The following is a 17,550-nucleotide window of genomic DNA, read 5'->3' on the forward strand; positions in this document are numbered from 1 at the left end:
GTGCCAGGATCCCGGCTCAGGTGAGCCGCGTGGCTCCTGTGTAGTCGCCATTGAACGCGCTGAGCGGCACGACGGAGACGTTCTCGCCCTCGGTGGGGGCCGACACCATCAGGCCGTCACCGATGTAGATCGTGACGTGCCCGATCGGCTGGTAGAAGAAGACCAGATCGCCGGGCGCCAGCTGGTCGCGGGACACGTGGTGGCCGTAGTTGTACTGATCGGCGGCCGAGTGCGGCAGGTTGACGCCGCCGGCGCGCCAGGCCTGCATCGTCAGCCCCGAGCAGTCGTAGGCGCCCGGGCCGGCCGCGCCGAACACGTAGGGCTTGCCGACCTGGGCCAGCGCGAACTGAACGGCGCGCTGGGCCGCCCCCGACCCGGCTGGGGTCAGCTTCATCTTGGCCACGCTCGTGGCCGCGACCGACGGGTTCGACGCCCGCTGGTAGGCGTACTGCTGCGCCGAGGTCAGCGAGGCGAGCAGGCGCTGGTACTTCGTGATCTGGGCTGAGACGGTCTTGCGCTGCGCGGCGAGGGCGTCGCGTTGGCTCGTCGCCGTCGACAGCAGACTCCGCGCCTTCGCTGCGGCCTGAACCGCCGCGTCGCGGGCGTCGGACACCTGCGCGACGACCTCGGCCGTGTGCGTCGACATCATGCCGAGCGCCTCGAGCCGGTCGAGGTAATTGGTGTCACTGTCGCTGCTGAGCAGTGCGCCCGTGGCGCCGAGCGAGTCGGTCTCGTACTGCGCCTGGACGATCCGGGCGAACAGTGCGTGCGCCTGCCGGTAGGTCGCGCTCGCCTTGGCGGCGCCGGCCTGGGCGGCTTTGAGCGCCTTCTCCTGCTTCTGCACGCCCACCTGGGCCTGGTTGTACTTCTCCACCAGTTGGGTGTTCTTCAGCGCCAGGGTGCCGAGCTGCTTCTGGACCGTGGTCACCGACGGGTCGGCGTGCGGGCTCGCCGAGGCCAGGGTCGGGGCCACGGAGACGGCCGCACCGAGTACGGCCAGGACGATCAGGGGACGAACACGACGCGCGAAACGGATCGCCACAGCTGGCGGATCTCCTTCTTCCTCGACCGCCTACCGAGTTAGCTGACGGGTTCGGGCCGGAAGTAGCCCTACGGACCGGCCGCTGCCGTGACCGACGCTGATCCAGCGACGGCGCACCACTACGACCACTCCGATTCACCCCGAGGGAACACGTGGGTCCCCGGTTCGCCACCGTGAAAGACGCGCAGGCGCCCACCACGATGTACGTGCGATTCGGCGGAATCCTCCGGCGATGGCCGTGTTGGCCACCCAGGAACCGAAAGATCTCGGAAAGATTACGACCCCGAGCCGAAGCTGTGCAACGCGACCCCCCGACCTGGGTACAACTTGCCGCGTTTCGTCACGCGATATCCCTGATGACTCGTGACGAATCGGGCACAAGCCGCAGGGGTGGCACCAATCCGGCGTCGGCGAGGCTGCCGATCGCGGCCTCCTCGGCCGCGTCGAGCTCCAGCGGCTCGGGAGCGGCGGGCTTCAGGTCCAAGAGCACCGTGATGACGCAATCGCCGCACGCGTGGTCGCGGGCGATGCAGGTGTCACAGTCGATGAGCATCGGCACTTCCTCCTCGATCCGGGGCCGGTAGTCCGGCAGGTCGAGACGGTAGGAAGGCCCTCCGACAGTTTTGGCCCGGCTGCCGGTCAGGCGCTCAGCCGGTCAGGCGGTCAGGCGGTCAGCCGGTCAGGCGGTCAGGCGGTCAGCCCAACCGGGCCAGGAGCACGGCCGACGGCACGGACCACGCACCGTCGCGGGCCGTGTCGAGGATCACCTGCCGGTCGCTCGTCACCACGACGACCGGCCGTCCGGTCGGCTCGGCCGCCACGAGACGGCGAATCAGGTCGTCGGCGATCTCGTCGCCGGCACTGAACAGCACCCGGACCCCTCGCGGGGTGGGCGGCTGCACCGGTGGCTTGGCTCCGCCGTCGAAGGCCACGGTGACCTCGGCGCCGGATTGAGCCACCAGTGGAGCCAGCGCCCCCACCAGCCGGGTGCGCTGCTCGGCGAGCGAGAGCTCGCCGTAACCGGTCTTGGTGACGTTGTAACCGTCGATGACGAGGTGGACGTTGGGCAGGGCCAGCAACCGGTCGAGCGCAGCGGGATCGTCCGCGGCGCGCCGCCCGGTCGTCTCCCCCGCCGACTCAACCGTGTCGGCGGGGCGCACGGCCGGCGGCGACAGCGAGAGCTCCCGGCGGACGCCGGTGGCAGCCTGCACGAGAGTGTCGATCAACAACCAAAGCCGCGCGTCATCGATGTCGCGCTCGGTGCGCAGGTCGCGGCGGGCCGCCTCGGCGGCGCGCTCGGCCTCGGCGTGCCTCGCCCGATGACGGCGCAGCTCAGCGTCGTGCGCGCCCGCCAGCGCATCGACCCGGTTGCGCAGCTCGGCCTCACTCTCGCGGGCCGCGTCGCGGTCACGTTCGGCCGCCCGTAGCTCGCGGGTGCGGTCGCGCAGCGAGCGCCTGAGGGCGACCAGCTCGGCCTCGGCCGCGGCGCCGGCCGCGGCGAGCGCCTCTCGCACCCGGGCCGGCTCGCCACGGACCTGCGTGCGCAACTCGGCCAGCTCGCCACGCAGCCGCTCGACCTCGCCGGTACGGGCGGCCGTGACGCCGCGCTCGGCCGTCCATCGGCTGTTGGCGGCGGTGAGGACGTCGCGCCATCCCTGGGGACGGGTCAGGTAGGCGATCACCGCGACGTCGATGGGATCGGCTGCCGCGGTCGAGGTGCCTTCGCGGACGGCGGCGGTCAACTCGGGCGAGGCCTTCGCGATCGCGTCGGCCACCTTCTCGCGGAAGGATTCGTCGCTGTCGAGCGCGGCGGCCAGCGCCACGCCCCCCAGCCGTTGTCGCTTCGCGGGAGCGAAGCGCGCGATGGCCCGCAGCGCGCTCGGCACCTCGTCGGCCGGAAGCCGGCCGAGGATGTCGGCGGCGAGCCCGATCACCTGGGCGCGCGCAGGCTCGACGAGCACGACACCCTCGTCCGCAGCCGCCATGTGCGCGAGGGTACGTCCGGCACGTGGGCGCGTCTGCGCGGTTTCGTCGGACCCCCGGCCTAGCTTCCGAGGCATGCGATCGTCAGCGGAGCAGCTCAGCCTCGATGAGCTCAGCGAACCGTTGCGCACGACCACTTTCGTCATCGTCGACCTGGAGACCACAGGCGGTGCCGCGAACGGCGACGCGATCACCGAGATCGGGGCCGTGAAGGTACGCGGCGGCGAGGTCCTCGGGGAGTTCCAGACCCTTGTCGATCCCGGCCGGCCCATCGACCCGTTCGTCAGCGTCCTCACCGGCATCACCGACTCGATGGTGTGCGGCTCACCGGGCATCGGCGCCACGGTTCCGGCGTTCCTCGAGTTCGCGCACGGCAGCGTCCTGGTGGCGCACAACGCGCCGTTCGACGTCGGCTTCCTCAAGTCGGCGTGCGCGCAGCTCGCCCTCCCGTGGCCCGCGTTCGCCGTTGTCGACACCGCTGTGCTGGCCCGTCGGGTCCTCACCCGTGACGAGGTGCCCAACTGCAAGCTCGCGACCCTCGCGCCGTTCTTCCACGCGCAGACGATGCCCACCCATCGCGCTCTGGATGACGCCCGCGCGACCGTCGACGTCCTGCACGGCCTGATCGGCCGGTTGGGCAACCTCGGCGTCCACTCGCTGCCGGAGTTGAAGGCCTTCACCGCCCAGGTCAGCGAAGCGCAGCGCCGCAAGCGCCGTCTCGCTGACGGGCTGCCGGCCGGGCCGGGCGTCTACATCTTCCGCGACGCGCAGGGCCGCCCGCTCTACGTGGGCACCAGCCGCAACCTGCGCGCCCGGGTCCGGCAGTACTTCGTGGCCAGCGAGACCCGCAGTCGCATGGGCGAGATGATCGGGCTGGCCGAGCGGGTCGATCCCATCCCGTGCGCGCACGCCCTCGAGGCGCAGGTCCGGGAACTGCGGCTCATCGCCGCGCACAAGCCGCGCTACAACCGTCGGTCGAAGTTCCCGGAACGCTCGGTGTGGCTCAAGCTGACCGTCGAGCCCTACCCGCGGCTGTCCGTCGTGCGGGTGCGGCGCGACGACGGTGGGTCCTATCTCGGCCCACTGCGCTCGCAGCGGCAGGCCGAGGCGGTGCGCGACGCGATCCACGACGCGGTGCCGCTGCGCCAGTGCAGCGACCGCCTGTCGCTACGCCGGTTCGTGCGGGCCGCGTGCGTGCTGGCCGGCATCGGGCGGTGTCAGGCGCCGTGCGAGGGCGGGACGAGCCCGCAGCAGTACGCGGCTCTGGTGGGGCTGGTCGCGTCCGCGTGGATCGGCGACGTGCGCCCGCTCGTCGAACCGCTCGAGCGCAAATTGGCCACACTGGCCGAGAGCCAGCGCTACGAGCAGGCCGGTGTGGTCCGTGATCGCATCGCCACCGTCGTTCGGGCCTGCGCCCGCATGCAGCGGCTGTCCTCCTTGCAGTCGGTCGCCGAACTGGTGGCGGCCCGTCCCGACGGGGACGGCGGGTGGGAGCTGTCGGTCATCCGGTCCGGACGGTTGGCCGCCGCGGGGCATGCTGCTCGCGGAGTGCCGCCCTGGCCGGTCATCGACGCGCTGCGGGCCACCGCCGACGTCGTCGACGAGAGCACGGCTCCCCTCGCCGAGGAGACGGAGTGCATCCTGCGCTGGCTCGAGGAACCGGGGACCCGGCTGGCCGATGCCAGCGACGCCTGGACCATGCCGGCGTTCGGCGCCGGCGGGTTGCGCAGCTATCTCGCCGGTTCGCGCGAGGGCGCCGACCCGTTCGCCGACCGGCGCCGCCTCCCTGTCGTCAGCCGCCCGGCCCGCCCTAAGCTGACGGCATGAGCGACGCTTGCGCAGCGATGGGGGTATCGCGGCTCGGCCGGCCCGAACGGAGTGAGGGCATGAACGCCGAGGTTCGTCCATGATCACCGCCATCGTGATGATCGCGACGGAGTCGGACAAGATTCCCGAGGTCGCCGAGTCGATCGCCGGACTCGACGGCGTCAGCGAGGTCTACTCCGTGGCCGGCGACGTCGACCTCATCGCCGTCGTCCGGGTCCGGGAGTTCGAGGCGATCGCCGACGTCATCGCCGGCCGGCTGTCCAAGATCCCGGGCGTGCTGCACACCGACACCCACATCGCGTTCCGCGCCTACTCCCGCCACGACCTCGAGAGCACGTTCTCCATCGGCGTCGAGTAGGCCGCCCCTATCTTGCCGTTGATCAACAGAGGGATCGGGTCGAATATCGACGAAAGCGGTCTGTTGATCAAGGGCGGGACGCGGTGATTACGGCTGGTTGAGCTTGGCCAGCCAGTCGTTGTACGCCTGCCGCGCGGCGTCGTCCTCGTCGTCGACGGTGTCCGCGGTGGCGCTACCGGTGTTGGCGGCGAAGGTCGTCCCGCGGGCCTGCTCCAACCAGCCCTTCTCGGCCGGCGCGCGGTCGACCGCCTGCAGCCAGCGCAGCACCAGACCGATCATGATCGCCGCCATGATCGCGTCGCCGCCGAACCACATGATGGCGCCGCCGGTTCGGGTGTCGGACAGCGCATCGACGTCGAGCGCCGACGGCTCCAGATGCACCGCGTGCGTCCCCTGCATGAGGACGATGCCGGTGAAGGTGTCGACCGCCATGCCGATCGCTAGCAACAGCCACCGCGCCGGTGAGGCGAGCCGCCACCGGATGGGCTCGCGCCCGACGACCAGGACGAAGAACTGGCAGCCAGCGACCAGGTACACCAGGTGCTCGACCTGCCCGGCCCACGTGTTGCGCATGATCGTGTCCATGACGCCAGTGAGGTGGCTGCCCACGATGACGAGCGCATAGGTGGCCAGGGCAACCGGCGGCGCGGTGACGAACGCGATCCCCGGGCCGCGGAAGACGCGCTCCAGCCGCTCGCGCCGGCCCGGTGGCGCGGCCGACAAAGCCAGCGTCAACGGATGGCCGGCGACCAGCAGCGCCGGCGCGACCATCACCAGCGCCAGGTGGCCGGCCATGTGCGCGGTGAACAGGACCTGGTCGTAGACCGCGATGCTGCCGTTCGTGGCAAACGCGCAGACCGCGAGGCCGCCGAGGAAGGCGCCCGTCCGGCGCGCGGGCCAGCGGGTGCCCGGCGTCCGCACCGGAACGAGCGCCGCCCCGGTCAGATAGGTGGCGGCTGCGAGGACGAGCACGGCCACCGCGACCGCGTCCAGATGCCAGGCAGTGAAAAGCGCCGACCCGAACAGCGGGCGCAACGGGTTCTGGGAACCGGCGCGGGTCAGCGCGTCGGCGGTGTGCATGTGCATGCCGGTCCCGGTGCGCAAGTAATGCGCGACCGCGAATCCGAGCCCGACGAAGCCGACTGCCGCGGCCGCCCAGGCCGCGACCGCGAGTCGAGGCAGGCGGGACGGCGTCACCCGTCCAGTATCCGCGTCGCCGAAGGTGCGTCAGGCGCTGGTGCGAGCAGCCCGGCTGGACGCGACCCACCGGTCCAGCAGCGCCGCGGCGGCACCGGAGTCAATCGCCTCGGTCGCCACTCGCAGTCCGCGCGCGAGGGCGTCGTGCAGCCGCTCCGCCGTCAACCCGTCGTAGGCCGCGATGGCGGCGGCGGCGTTCAACAGCACGACGTCCCGGATTCCCGGCGCCCCGCCGCCCAGCACATCACGCACCACGGCCGCGTTGAACACGCGGTCGCCACCGCGCAGTGCCCCCGGGGACACCGGCGTGATACCCAGCGCGGCCGGGTCGATCGTCGCCGGCGTCACGACCCCGTCGGCCGCGACCCAGGCACTCGAGGTCGTCGTCGTGGTCAGCTCGTCGAGCCCGTCGTCGCCGCGAAAGACCAGCGCAGTGTCCCCGCGGTCAGCCAGGACGGCTGCCATCACCGGTGCCATGCGCAGGTCCGCGCAGCCGATGGCGGCGGCCGTCACGCGGGCCGGGTTGGTCAGCGGCCCCAGGAAGTTGAAGACGGTGGGCACGGCCAGCTCGCCGCGGGTCGGTCCGGCATGCCGCATGCCCGGGTGGAACACCGGGGCGAAACAGAAGCCGATGCCGACTTCGTTCACCGTGCGGACGACGCCGGCGGACGGCAGGTCGATCGCGACGCCGAGCTCCTCCAGGACATCGGCGGCGCCGCAGGCCGACGATGCGGCGCGGTTCCCGTGCTTGACGACCCGCCGCCCCGAGCCCGCCACCACCAGCGCGGCCATCGTCGAGATGTTGACCGTGTGCGCCCGATCCGCTCCGGTGCCGACGACGTCAACGGCGCGGCCCTCGACCGTCAGCGGCGCGGCGCGGTCGAGCATCGTCCGCACCAGGCCGGCGAGCTCCTGTGGCGTCTCGCCCTTGGCCCGCAGCAGCACGGCGAACGCGGCCAATTGGGCCGACGTCGCGTTGCCCGACATCACCTCGTCCATGGCCCACGCCGTGTCGTCGGCGCCGAGCTCGGCACCGGACATGAGCGCGGTGAGCACGGCCGGCCAGGTGTTTCCGGCGGCGGTCGTCATGGGCTAGCGGACGACGGGAATGCCGCTGTGCCGGCGGCGCAGCTGTTCGGCCACCACCGCGGCACTCTCGACCGGCTCGATCGGGGTGTTGATCACCGCGTCCGCGAGGGACCAACTGGCCAGCCAACCGTCCTGCCGGCGGGCGATCAGGACGATGATCGGTGGGCAGTCGTCGAGCTCGTACTTGAACTGGCGGGCCAGCCCCATGCCGCCGGTAGGCTGCGCCTCACCGTCGAGGATCGCGACGTCGACGCCGCCCTCGTCGAGCTCACGCTGCAGGTCGGCGTTGGACATGCATTCGATCCAGTCGATCCGGCCGGTGTCGGGGGCGGGACGACGCCCGACGGCCGTGCGGACCTGGGCCCGTACGTCGGCCGAATTGCTGTAGACGAGGACGGTCACTCGCTCCGGCACACTGCTCACCGGGCGATCGTATCGGGGCCCGGAACCGGTTCGCTCCGGCGTCCGTTGAAGGAGCCCGACACTCCCCACCCCGGACGCTGAACCCCGGTCGTCGCAGGCCATAATGCGAGGGTGACCTCGACCGCCACAGCGCCAGGCTTCGACTCGAGCCGGATTCACTCCCTGACGCGTCCGAACATCGTCAGTGTCGGGACCATCGTGTGGCTGTCCAGCGAGCTCATGTTCTTCGCCGGGCTGTTCGCCATGTACTTCACTGTCCGGTCGGTTCACCCCGGTGACTGGCCGATGACGCTGCCCCACGGGGAGTCCATCAAGCTCAGCGTCGGCTACGCCCTGCCGTTCACGATCATCCTCGTGCTGTCCAGCGTCACCTGCCAGCTCGGCGTCTTCGCGGCGGAGAAGGGCGACGTCTTCGCGCTGCGCCGCTGGTTCGTGCTGACGTTCTTCATGGGCCTGATCTTTGTGCTCGGGCAGGCCAACGAGTACCGCATGCAGGTCCACGACGGCAACACGATCTCGGCCACGGGTTACGGGTCGGTCTTCTACCTGACCACCGGCTTCCACGGGCTGCATGTCATCGGCGGCCTGATCGCCTTCATCTTCTTCCTCATCCGGACCGCGCTCGGGAAGTTCACGCCGGCCCAGGCCACCGCCGCGATCGTCGTGTCGTACTACTGGCACTTCGTGGACGTCGTGTGGATCGGGTTGTTCGCCGTGATCTACCTCATCAGATGACCGCGCCATTCGAAGTCCGCCGGCCGCCGATCGTGAAGGGAACCCCTTGAGCGAGGAGAACGACTTCGACAGCGAGCTCGGTTTCGAGCCCGCCGTCTCGGTCACGGGTGCCTCTGCCGATGACGCGCGCCCGCGCGCTGAGAAGCGGTCGACCAAGCGGGGGCCGGGATTCCGTCGCCGCCTGGGTGCCACCGCCGTCCTGCTCGGCGCGCTGGCCTCGATGGGGGGCGCCTACGCCGCCTTCGCCAGCAGCTCGGGCGCGAACGACACCGGAACCAGCGCCAAGGACATCGCGGCGGGGCGTCAGCTGTACCAGGTCAGCTGCATCACCTGCCACGGCCGCAATCTCGAGGGCATCAAGGGCCAGGGGCCGGCGCTCATCGGCGTGGGCAACGCGGCGGTGTACTTCCAGGTCTCCACCGGCCGTATGCCGGCCGCTCGCCAGGGCACGACCGAAGAGCGCAAGGTCGCCAAGTTCAACGAGGAGCAGACCCGGCAGCTCGCGGCCTACGTGCAGTCGGTCGGCGGCGGCCCGGTCCTACCGCAGGGCAACCTCAGGGGCGCCCCGGGCACGATCGCCCTGGGCGGTCAGATCTTCCGGATCAACTGCGCTTCGTGCCACGGCACCACATTCAAAGGCGCGCCGCTGTCCGGTGGCAAGCAGGCGCCGTCGCTGTACGAGGCGACCGACAAGCAGATCTACGCGGCCTTGCTGTCCGGCCCGGAGAGCATGCCGGTGTTCAGCGACAACCAGATCACCCCGGCGGAGAAGCGGGCGATCATCGGCTACATCCAGACGTTGAAGGCGTCGAAGGACCCGGGCGGTCACGGCATCGACCGCATCGGTCCGGTGTCGGAAGCGATCGTCATCTGGGTCGGCGGCGTGGGCGCGGTCATGATCGCGATCCTGTGGATCGGAGTGAAAGAGCGATGACCGACGGCAGTCACGGCGGCACAATGCCGTCGGAGGAAGAGATCCGCAGGATGACGCCGGAAGAGGCGATGATCGCCGGCGCCGAGGTCGACGGTGTGCGCATCGTCCACCGTCGCGACCGCTTCCCGATCCGCGGCACCAAGGCCGAGAAGCGGGCCGAACGCGGCGTCGCCATGGCGTTCATCGTCTCCGCGCTCGCCGGGCTCGGTTTCATCGTCGCCTTCATCGCCGTCCCGTTCAGATGGCATCTGCCCGGAACGGCACAGAACTTCAAGTACTACACACCGGCGCTCGGCGGACTGCTGGCCATCATGCTGATCTTCCTCGGCATCGGGATGGTGCTCTGGTCGAAGTGGCTGATGCCCGAGGAAGAGGCGATCCAGGATCGCCACGACGTCCCGTCCAGCGAAGAGGACAAGCTGCTGACCGAGGCGGCGCTGATCGTCGGCCTCGAGGACACCGGACTGCCCCGACGCGGGCTGCTCATGCGCTCGCTGCTGCTGGCCGGCGGAGCCATGGCGACCGTCCCGCTGGTGGCCCTCGTCGGCGGGATGATCAAGAAGCCGGGCGACAAGCTGTTCCACACCCTCTTCAAGCCCAACCCGAAGATGTTCCCGGAGTCCGGCGGCCGGGTGCCGATCGTGTACTCCGACTGGCGCCGGGTCAGCCCCGACGACCTCGAGCCCGGCGGCCTTGCCACGGTGTTCCCCGGAGTGCGCGACGAGGTCAACGGCTACAACGGCGTGAACGACGCGTCCTCCCCCACCCTGCTGATCCGCCTCAAGCCCGGGCAGACGGTGAAACCGCGCAAGGGCCAGGGGACGTTCGGCTGGCCGGCGCACAATCCTGAGTACATCGCGTTCTCCAAGATCTGCACGCACGCCGGCTGCCCGGCCTCGCTGTACGAGCAGCAAACCGGCCGCCTGCTGTGCCCGTGCCACCAGTCGCAATTCCAAGTGCTCGAAGATGCCAAGCCGGTATTCGGCCCGGCCACTCGCAGCCTGCCCAAACTGCCGATTACTGTGGAGACGGGGAAGGACGGGCGACAGTACTTCGTCGCGCTGTCCGACTACAAAGAACCGATCGGCCCCGGTTTCTGGGAGCGACCATGACGAGTACGCAGACCCGCAGGTCCGACGTCCCACGCACGCCGCAGGGCAAGGCCGGCAAGTTTCTCGACGACCGGCTGATGCTCGCGGGGCCGATTCGCAAGCAGCTGCACAAGGTCTTCCCGGACCACTGGTCTTTCATGATGGGCGAGATCGCCCTCTACTCCTTCATCGTCCTGCTGCTGACCGGCACGTACCTCACCTTCTTCTTCGACCCGTCGATGGCCGAGACCGTGTACCACGGGCGGTACGTGCCGATGCAGGGCGTGCCGATGTCGCGGGCGTACGAGTCGACTCTGAACATTTCCTTCGATGTCCGCGGCGGCCTGGTCATCCGCCAGATCCACCACTGGGCGGCCCTGCTCTTCCTCGCCGCGATGCTGATCCACATGTTCCGGGTGTTCTTCACCGGAGCGTTCCGCAAGCCGCGTGAGCTCAACTGGCTCATCGGTCTCAGCCTGATCGCCCTCGGCATCATCGAGGGTTTTGCGGGCTACTCGCTGCCCGACGACCTGCTGTCCGGAACGGGCCTGCGCATCGCCGACGCGATCATGCTGTCGATACCGGTGATCGGCACCTGGGTGTCGTTCCTCATCTTCGGCGGCAGCTTCCCCGGCGACGTCATCATCGGCCGGTTCTACATCGCCCACGTCCTGCTCATACCGGCGATCCTGGCCGCCCTCATCGGCGCGCACCTGGCCCTGGTCGTGCGCCAGAAGCACACCCAGTTCCCTGGCCACGGGCGCACCGAGGACACGGTCAGCGGCGAGCGGGTGTACCCGCTCTACGCGGCCAAGGCCGGCGGGTTCTTCTTCATCGTGTTCGGCGTCTGCGCCGCGCTGGGTGGGCTGGCCCAGATCAACCCGGTCTGGCTGTTCGGCCCCTACCAGCCGGCCGCCGTGTCGTCCGGATCGCAGCCCGACTGGTACATGATGTTCCTCGACGGGTCCACCCGTCTGTTCCCGTCGTGGGAGATAAGACTGTGGCACCACACGGTGCCGCCCTTGTTCTGGCCCACCGTGGTGCTGCCCGGCATCCTGTTCACCCTCGCCGGTGCTTATCCGTTCATCGAAGCGAAGATGACGAAGGACACTGCCAAGCACCATCTGCTGCAGCGGCCGCGTGACGTCCCGGTCCGTACGGCCCTGGGCGCGATGGCGATCACGTTCTACGTGGTGCTCTTCCTGTCCGGTGGCAACGACATCATCGCCAAGGCGTTCGACATCTCGCTGAACGCCATGACGTGGGGCGGCCGGATCGCGCTGCTCGTCCTCCCGCCGATCGCCTATGCCGTGGCGTACCGCATCTGTCTGGGGCTGCAGCGCCACGACCGCGAAGTGCTGGAGCACGGCGTGGAAACCGGTGTGGTCCGGATGCTGCCGACCGGCGAGTTCATCGAGGTCCACCAACCGCTCGGGCTGGTGGACGAGCACGGCCACGGCACGCTGAGCTACACCGGCATTGCCGTTCCCAAGCGGATGAACCAGCTCGGCGCGGCGTCCCCGCTCAAGCACATCCGCGGCTTCCTGTACCCGGTGAAGGAGAAGCCGGAGATCCAGGCCGCTCTGGACGAGCTCGAGCAGGCCGAACGCGACGAGTCCGTCGGCGGCCTGGACTCGCCCCGTCAGCTGACCGACTGAGCGTCGCCGCGGCGACGCCGCCGGCCGGTCACGTGTGGGTGAATGACCCGTACGTCGTCATGTTCGGGTCCCAGATCGTCTGGTAGTTGACACCTTCGGCCGGGTCGATCGCGGCGAGCGCCTTGCCGGGGCTGACGTAAAGGCCGACGTGGTACACGTCGCCCTCGGTGTCGTGGGTGAAGACGAGGTCGCCGGGCACGGCCCGGGAGGCGGGGATGAGCCGCGCGCTGACCGCCTGGGCCTCGGACACCCGTGGCGTCGAGTAGCCGAACTTGCCGTAGCTGTACTTGACCAGACCTGAGCAGTCGAAGGTGGTCGGGCCGGCCGCGCCCCACACGTAGGCCTGGCCGATGTGCGTCTTGGCCTCGGCCATGACATTGGTGTTGAGCGTCGGCACGGTCACCGGCGTGGCGGTGCCGGCCGGCCCGCGGGTGTCACGCGCGCGGCAGCCCAGATACCGGTTGGTCCCGATGCCGACGTTCACCGCCCACAAGCAGCCGAGGTGCATGCCCGGTGCGACCGGCACGCTGATGTCGAAGGCGGAGTACGGCCCGGCGCCGGTCGGCCGCGGAGCCACGTAGGTCTGGGTGGCTACGGTGGCCGCCGGGTTGCCGTCGATGTAGAGCACGACGAGGACGCGGCGGGCGACGTAGTCGGGATCGGTGGCCCACCCGTGGATCTCGAACATCGTCGCGTTCGCCGCAGCGCCGGCGACCGCGCCGGTCGGGTTGTGCGCCGCCACCTGCGCCGGCGTGAGGACGGTCCCCAGCGGTGTGGGCACGCACCTCAGCAGGGTCTGCAGGCCGGCACCGATGGTCTCCGCCACCACGCACAGCGTGTGGGACCCGGTCGGCAGCGGGGCGACGATGACGAACCCGGGCGTCGGACCGGCGCTGTAGGTCGTGGTGACGGCCGCGTTGGCGACCGAGGTCACGGCCGACGCGGTGCGGTAGCGACCGTCCTGGATGATCGAGATGCGCACATCGCTCGTCCGCGCGTCCGGATCGACCGCCCAGCCGGTGAAGCGGACGCCGCCGGCCACCACCGTGCCGGCCGACGCCGAGCCGAAGGGGTCGTGCGGACCGGGTGCGGCGGCCGACGCCGGGGACTGGATCGCCGCCGCCGCGCCCATGGCCACCAGCGCCAGAACCAGCACCATTCCACTGCGATGAAGTCGGCGTGTCATCTGCAACATCGGTCCCTCGAGTGGTATTGCGTCCCATTGGTGTCGGGGCAGCGTAACCCACCGTCAACTGTGTGTGAAGCGGGCCGGGTCGAAGGACGACGAAGCCCGCCCGGCTCAAGGGACCGGACGGGCGACGGAGCAGGCCGATCAGCCGAGCGTGCGACGTCCTCCGACGTAGTACTCGAACAGCAGGCCGCCGACGGCGAACATCAGGAAGAGCAGTCCCACGATGAGCAGCCATACCTGGGCGAAGGCGAGCCCCATGCCGCAGACGGCGGCCGCACCGGCGAGGGTCACCGGCCAGTAGCTGCCGGGGCTGAAGAACCCGAGATCCCCGGCCGCTTCGGCGATCTCGGCGTCGCTGCGGTCCTCCGGGCGCGGGTCGATGCGCCGGGAGACGAACCAGAAGAAGCCGCCCGGGATGCCCAGCAGTCCGCCGGACAGGATCAGGGCCGCGACGCCGATGACCTCGACGTGGTGCTGCGTGAGGTGGCTCCAGATGCCGTATCCGGTGGCGGTGAGCCAGCAGAAAAGGGCAACTCCGAGAAACAGTCGCGCTTCGACCTTCATGTCATGACCTCGGCGGTTCGGCTGCCTTGCGCTGGTTGCGCGCGGTGGTCAGCGGGTAGGTCGACGTGGCGTAAGGCTTCAAGCCGGCGGCGGCGAGGGCCTTGGCCTGCCGGGCGGGGTCGCTGGAGCCGATGCGCTGCAGTGCGTTCAGGTAGTTCTCGAACGTGGATTCGGACACCACACGCACCTCGAAGTTCATCTGCGAGTGGTACGTGCCGCACAGCTCGGCGCACCGGCCGACGAAGCTGCCCTTCTTGAAGGCGGTGATCTCGAACTGGTTGTCGCGGGCGGTGGAGGTCGTTCCGTACGGAATGACGTCGCGCTTGAACAGGAAGTCGATGACCCAGAACGAGTGGACGACGTCCTCGGAGTGCTCGACGAAACGCACGCGGCGGTTCACCGGGATCACCAGAACCGGGATCTCCTGCTGCGAGCCCACCGTCGAGAGATACAACGGGCCGGCGGCCGCGTCCTGACCGCCACTGGCCCCGCAGTTGTACGACTCGTTGCTCGACGCCTCGTCGCAGGTGCGGGCCGGCTTGCGGTTGCGCTCCTTGTTCGGGATCAGGTCGTTGCCGGTCGCGTCGGCCAGCGCCTTCTCACCCGGATAGACGGTCTTGTGGACGGTGCCCCCCGGGTCGGTGTAGCCCTGGTACTCGAACTGCCAGTTCCACTTGAAGGCGTCCACCTGCACCTTGACGTCGGGGTGCTTGGTGAGGTTGTTGACGTTGTTCTCGACGATCACGGTGCGGTAGAAGAGCCCGGCGATCACCAGGAACGGGAAGATGAAACAGATCGCCTCGACGGCGAAGTTGTACTTCGTCTGCCTCGGCAGGTAGTCCTCGTCACGCTTGCGGTAGCGGATGCAGCACCAGAAGATCAGGCCCCACACGATGACGCCCAGGATCAGCGCCGTGACGCCGGCCCAGGTCCAGAGCACCCGCATCTGGGTGCCCTCTTTGGTGACGCCCGTGGGCCAGCCGAAGCGGAGATTGCGCTCCCAGTCAGCGGCCGAGCAGCCGGTCAGGAGCACGGTCAGCGAACCGAGCAGAACGGCTGCTCGGCCCCCGCGGGCCCACCGTCTACGACGCACGTGCGAACCGCCTCTCGACGCTTTCGGAATCGTTTCGGAGCCTACTGGACCTCTGCCGCAGGAACCGGGGCGGGTGGGGCCCTCCGCGCGTCGACGCGGTGCCCGGATCGGGCGCTACGGTCGTGCCGTGCCGGCATTCCTGGACGCGGCGGCGGGGGCCCCGCTGCACCCCGTGGCGCGGGAGGCGCTGGCTGCTGCGCTGGACGACGGCTGGGCCGACCCGGCCCGGTTGTACCGGTCGGGGCGCCAGGCCCGCCTGCTGCTCGACGCCGCCCGCGAAGCGGTGGCCGAAGGCATCGGTGCCCGGCCGGACGAGATCAGCTTCGCCGCCAACGGGACCCAGGCGCTGCACGCCGCTGTGCTGGGCACCGTCGCCGGCAACCGCCGTCGGGGACGGGCGGTGGTGCACAGCGCGGTGGAGCACTCCGCGGTCCTGCACGCGGTGCGGGCGGGGGGTGAATCGCGCTCGGTGCCGGTGGACCGGCTGGGCCGGGTCGACGTGGACGCCTTCCTCGCCACGACCGGCGCGGACACGGCGGCGGCCGCCCTGCAGGCCGCGAATCACGAGGTCGGCACGCGGCAGCCGGTCGCCGAGGTCGCCGCCCGGCTCGGTGGGGTACCGCTCGTGGTCGACGCGACGCAGACCGTCGGGCACGACGTGCTGCCGCCGGACTGGAGCGTGCTGGCTGCCGACGCGCGCGCCTGGGGCGGTCCGACCCTGGGCGTGGTCGCCGTCCGCAGCGGCACCCGATGGCGCTCGCCCTACCCGGAGGACGACCGGGAGGGGGGTCGGATACCCGGCCTGCCGGACCTGCCGGCGGCGGTGGCCGCCGCTGCGTCGCTGCGGGCGGTCCTGGCCGAGCGCGAGACGGTGGCCCGCCGCCATCGCACGCTCGTCGAGCGCATCCGGACCGAGGTGGTCGCCCGCATCGGCGACGTCGAGGTCCTCGGCGATCCCACCGGCCGCCTGCCGCACATCGTCACGTTCTCCTGCCTCTACGTCGACGGCGAGGTGCTGCTGTCCGCGCTCGATCGCCACGGCTTCGCGGTGTCATCGGGATCGTCGTGCACGGCCTCGACCCTCGAGCCGTCGCACGTGCTGGTGGCGATGGGGGCGCTGACCGCGGGCAACGTGCGCGTGTCGCTGCATCGCGACACCACCGAGACCGAGGTGGACGACTTCCTCGCGGTCCTGCCCGAGGTCGTGGCCGGCGTCCGCACCGACCTCGGGGCCGACGGGCTGTGAGCGACGCTTGCGGAGCGAACCGACGGCGTGGCGCCTCCGGCGAGCCGAACGGAGTGAGGCTGTGACCCTGACGCTCGACGCCCGCGGACGGCGGTGTCCGCTGCCGATCCTCGACCTGGCCCGGCACATCGGCGACGCCGCCGTGGGCGACACGATCACGGTCGAGGCCGATGACCCCGCCGCCGGTCCGGACATCCAGGCGTGGTGCCGCATGCGTGGTCACGATTTTGTAGCCACCAGCACGGCGGTGGACGGGGTTGCGGCCTACGCCGTGCGGCGCCTCCATTGACCGCCGCGGACACCGGCCGACGGGCAGCGGTGCCGCGGACAGGTGTGACCCGGCCGATATAGGGGGGTCCAACCTGTTCCCGCCTGGACGTACTGGGTAGGCCCTACGAGACGCCTCGGCGCGCGACGCGCGCGGGCTGATCGAAACCAGGAGGAAATACACATGACCCACCACGACGACACTGCCGGCGAGGCCCGCAAAGGTCTTGCGGCTGCCGTTGCCGGCAAGGCCAAAGAGGTGGCCGGCGCCGTTCTGAACAACGACTCGCTGACCCGTGAGGGCCAGCTGCAGCAGAGTGAGGCCCACGCGCGGCGCGAGGCCATGAGCGAGGAGGCCATCGCAGACGCGACGGCTCAGGAGGCGGCCGAGAAGCTGCGGGTCGAGAACGAGCGGGCCCGCGAGGAACAGCGCCAGGCCGCCGCCGCAGAGGGCGCGACGGTCCGCGAGGCCGAAGCGGTCAAGCGGCGCGAAGAGGCACAGGCGCAGATCGATGCCAACGCCCGGGCTCGGGCCGGCGAAGAGGCCGCCGAGCGGCGCGCGGCCGCCGAAGTCGAAGACGCAACCACTGACGCAGCCATCCAGAAGGCCCAGGCCGCCGCACAGGAGCGCAGCGCCGAGCAGCAGAGCGAGCAGCTCAACGAGCAGGCCGAGTCCGTCGAAGCGCAGGCCGCACGGGCCGAGCGCGAGACGCAGCGCCTCGCGGCGAAGGCCGAGCAGGCGTAACCACCCGACGCGGCCGCCGCCTCCGGAACGGCCGCTCCAGCACGCTTCATCCTCTGGATGATCACGAAGGGACCAACAATGATCGGAACACCCTTGGCGCAGAAGG

At 70.3% G+C, this 17,550-nt stretch carries 18 protein-coding genes and 1 riboswitch; of the genes, 9 read left to right on the forward strand and 9 right to left on the reverse strand.

What is annotated here, in order from left to right:
• Positions 1-16: 16 nt before the first annotated feature.
• The 3 genes from ABR571_RS02565 to ABR571_RS02575 form a co-directional block, all read right to left on the reverse strand.
• Positions 17-1,042 (reverse strand): C40 family peptidase, encoded by a 1,026-nt coding sequence (locus ABR571_RS02565; RefSeq protein WP_409451620.1) that lies wholly within the window; start codon positions 1,040-1,042, stop codon positions 17-19.
• Between the two features lie 12 nt (positions 1,043-1,054).
• Positions 1,055-1,271, reverse strand: a riboswitch (cyclic di-AMP (ydaO/yuaA leader).
• Positions 1,272-1,382: 111 nt separating this feature from the next.
• The gene (locus ABR571_RS02570) at positions 1,383-1,595 is read right to left on the reverse strand and encodes a hypothetical protein (RefSeq protein WP_409451637.1); all 213 of its coding nucleotides are present in this window, start codon (positions 1,593-1,595) and stop codon (positions 1,383-1,385) included.
• Positions 1,596-1,737: 142 nt separating this feature from the next.
• Positions 1,738-3,027: an NYN domain-containing protein gene (locus ABR571_RS02575; protein WP_409451621.1), complete on the reverse strand. Its 1,290-nt coding sequence runs from the start codon at positions 3,025-3,027 to the stop codon at positions 1,738-1,740.
• Between the two features lie 73 nt (positions 3,028-3,100).
• On the opposite strand from ABR571_RS02575, the gene ABR571_RS02580 reads away from it, so the two are divergent.
• Positions 3,101-4,852: a DEDD exonuclease domain-containing protein gene (locus tag ABR571_RS02580; RefSeq protein ID WP_409451622.1), complete on the forward strand. Its 1,752-nt coding sequence runs from the start codon at positions 3,101-3,103 to the stop codon at positions 4,850-4,852.
• Positions 4,853-4,931: 79 nt separating this feature from the next.
• On the forward strand, positions 4,932-5,210 hold the full coding sequence (locus ABR571_RS02585) for an Lrp/AsnC family transcriptional regulator (protein ID WP_409451623.1): 279 nt from the start codon (positions 4,932-4,934) through the stop codon (positions 5,208-5,210).
• Positions 5,211-5,297: 87 nt separating this feature from the next.
• Here ABR571_RS02585 and ABR571_RS02590 read toward each other — a convergent pair whose 3' ends face one another.
• Genes ABR571_RS02590 through ABR571_RS02600 form a run of 3 tightly spaced genes read right to left on the reverse strand, consistent with a single transcriptional unit; the run spans position 5,298 to position 7,919 of the window.
• Positions 5,298-6,407 (reverse strand): cytochrome c oxidase assembly protein, encoded by a 1,110-nt coding sequence (locus ABR571_RS02590; protein ID WP_409451624.1) that lies wholly within the window; start codon positions 6,405-6,407, stop codon positions 5,298-5,300.
• 30 nt (positions 6,408-6,437) lie between these two features.
• Positions 6,438-7,496, reverse strand: a complete 1,059-nt coding sequence (trpD, locus tag ABR571_RS02595; RefSeq protein ID WP_409451625.1) for an anthranilate phosphoribosyltransferase — start codon at positions 7,494-7,496, stop codon at positions 6,438-6,440.
• Positions 7,497-7,499: 3 nt separating this feature from the next.
• A complete protein-coding gene (locus tag ABR571_RS02600) occupies positions 7,500-7,919 on the reverse strand; it encodes a hypothetical protein (protein WP_409451626.1) in 420 nt (139 codons plus the stop codon).
• A 111-nt stretch (positions 7,920-8,030) separates the two neighbouring features.
• On the opposite strand from ABR571_RS02600, the gene ABR571_RS02605 reads away from it, so the two are divergent.
• From ABR571_RS02605 to ABR571_RS02620, 4 genes are all read left to right on the forward strand, one after another.
• Positions 8,031-8,654: a heme-copper oxidase subunit III gene (locus tag ABR571_RS02605; RefSeq protein WP_409451627.1), complete on the forward strand. Its 624-nt coding sequence runs from the start codon at positions 8,031-8,033 to the stop codon at positions 8,652-8,654.
• Between the two features lie 181 nt (positions 8,655-8,835).
• Positions 8,836-9,588, forward strand: coding sequence for a c-type cytochrome (locus ABR571_RS02610; protein WP_409451638.1), 753 nt, complete (start codon positions 8,836-8,838; stop codon positions 9,586-9,588).
• Positions 9,585-10,700 carry a ubiquinol-cytochrome c reductase iron-sulfur subunit gene (locus ABR571_RS02615; RefSeq protein ID WP_409451628.1) on the forward strand — a complete coding sequence of 372 codons (1,116 nt, stop codon included), beginning with the start codon at positions 9,585-9,587 and terminating at the stop codon, positions 10,698-10,700. The genes ABR571_RS02610 and ABR571_RS02615 overlap by 4 nt, the downstream gene beginning before the upstream one ends.
• Positions 10,697-12,337, forward strand: coding sequence for a cytochrome b (locus ABR571_RS02620; RefSeq protein WP_409451629.1), 1,641 nt, complete (start codon positions 10,697-10,699; stop codon positions 12,335-12,337). Before ABR571_RS02615 ends, ABR571_RS02620 begins: the two co-directional genes overlap by 4 nt.
• A gap of 28 nt (positions 12,338-12,365) precedes the next feature.
• On the opposite strand, the gene ABR571_RS02625 is transcribed toward ABR571_RS02620, so the two are convergent.
• From ABR571_RS02625 to ABR571_RS02635, 3 genes are all read right to left on the reverse strand, one after another.
• Complete coding sequence (locus ABR571_RS02625) at positions 12,366-13,496, reverse strand: C40 family peptidase (RefSeq protein ID WP_409451630.1); 1,131 nt, start codon at positions 13,494-13,496, stop codon at positions 12,366-12,368.
• A gap of 174 nt (positions 13,497-13,670) precedes the next feature.
• Entirely contained in the window at positions 13,671-14,093 is a 423-nt protein-coding gene (locus ABR571_RS02630) for a cytochrome c oxidase subunit 4 (protein ID WP_409451631.1), read from the reverse strand.
• Position 14,094: 1 nt separating this feature from the next.
• The gene (locus ABR571_RS02635; protein ID WP_409451632.1) at positions 14,095-15,186 is read right to left on the reverse strand and encodes a cytochrome c oxidase subunit II; all 1,092 of its coding nucleotides are present in this window, start codon (positions 15,184-15,186) and stop codon (positions 14,095-14,097) included.
• A 106-nt stretch (positions 15,187-15,292) separates the two neighbouring features.
• On the opposite strand from ABR571_RS02635, the gene ABR571_RS02640 reads away from it, so the two are divergent.
• The 3 genes from ABR571_RS02640 to ABR571_RS02650 all read left to right on the forward strand — a co-directional run bounded on the left by ABR571_RS02640 (position 15,293) and on the right by ABR571_RS02650 (position 17,444).
• The gene (locus tag ABR571_RS02640; protein ID WP_409451639.1) at positions 15,293-16,432 is read left to right on the forward strand and encodes a cysteine desulfurase family protein; all 1,140 of its coding nucleotides are present in this window, start codon (positions 15,293-15,295) and stop codon (positions 16,430-16,432) included.
• 61 nt (positions 16,433-16,493) lie between these two features.
• Positions 16,494-16,721: a sulfurtransferase TusA family protein gene (locus ABR571_RS02645; protein ID WP_409451633.1), complete on the forward strand. Its 228-nt coding sequence runs from the start codon at positions 16,494-16,496 to the stop codon at positions 16,719-16,721.
• Positions 16,722-16,883: 162 nt separating this feature from the next.
• A complete protein-coding gene (locus tag ABR571_RS02650) occupies positions 16,884-17,444 on the forward strand; it encodes a CsbD family protein (protein ID WP_409451634.1) in 561 nt (186 codons plus the stop codon).
• The last annotated feature ends 106 nt before the right edge of the window (positions 17,445-17,550 follow it).

This window comes from Jatrophihabitans sp. (genome assembly GCF_046262535.1).
Taxonomy (GTDB): Bacteria; Actinomycetota; Actinomycetes; order Mycobacteriales; family Jatrophihabitantaceae; genus Jatrophihabitans.

Coding starts and splice junctions, on each gene's coding strand:
- ABR571_RS02570 (WP_409451637.1), bottom strand. CDS start 1,595: ATGCTCATCGACTGTGACACCTGCATCGCCCGCGACCACGCGTGCGGC.
- ABR571_RS02575 (WP_409451621.1), bottom strand. CDS start 3,027: ATGGCGGCTGCGGACGAGGGTGTCGTGCTCGTCGAGCCTGCGCGCGCC.
- ABR571_RS02580 (WP_409451622.1), top strand. CDS start 3,101: ATGCGATCGTCAGCGGAGCAGCTCAGCCTCGATGAGCTCAGCGAACCG.
- ABR571_RS02585 (WP_409451623.1), top strand. CDS start 4,932: ATGATCACCGCCATCGTGATGATCGCGACGGAGTCGGACAAGATTCCC.
- trpD (WP_409451625.1), bottom strand. CDS start 7,496: ATGACGACCGCCGCCGGAAACACCTGGCCGGCCGTGCTCACCGCGCTC.
- ABR571_RS02615 (WP_409451628.1), top strand. CDS start 9,585: ATGACCGACGGCAGTCACGGCGGCACAATGCCGTCGGAGGAAGAGATC.
- ABR571_RS02620 (WP_409451629.1), top strand. CDS start 10,697: ATGACGAGTACGCAGACCCGCAGGTCCGACGTCCCACGCACGCCGCAG.
- ABR571_RS02625 (WP_409451630.1), bottom strand. CDS start 13,496: ATGGTGCTGGTTCTGGCGCTGGTGGCCATGGGCGCGGCGGCGGCGATC.
- ABR571_RS02630 (WP_409451631.1), bottom strand. CDS start 14,093: ATGAAGGTCGAAGCGCGACTGTTTCTCGGAGTTGCCCTTTTCTGCTGG.
- ABR571_RS02650 (WP_409451634.1), top strand. CDS start 16,884: ATGACCCACCACGACGACACTGCCGGCGAGGCCCGCAAAGGTCTTGCG.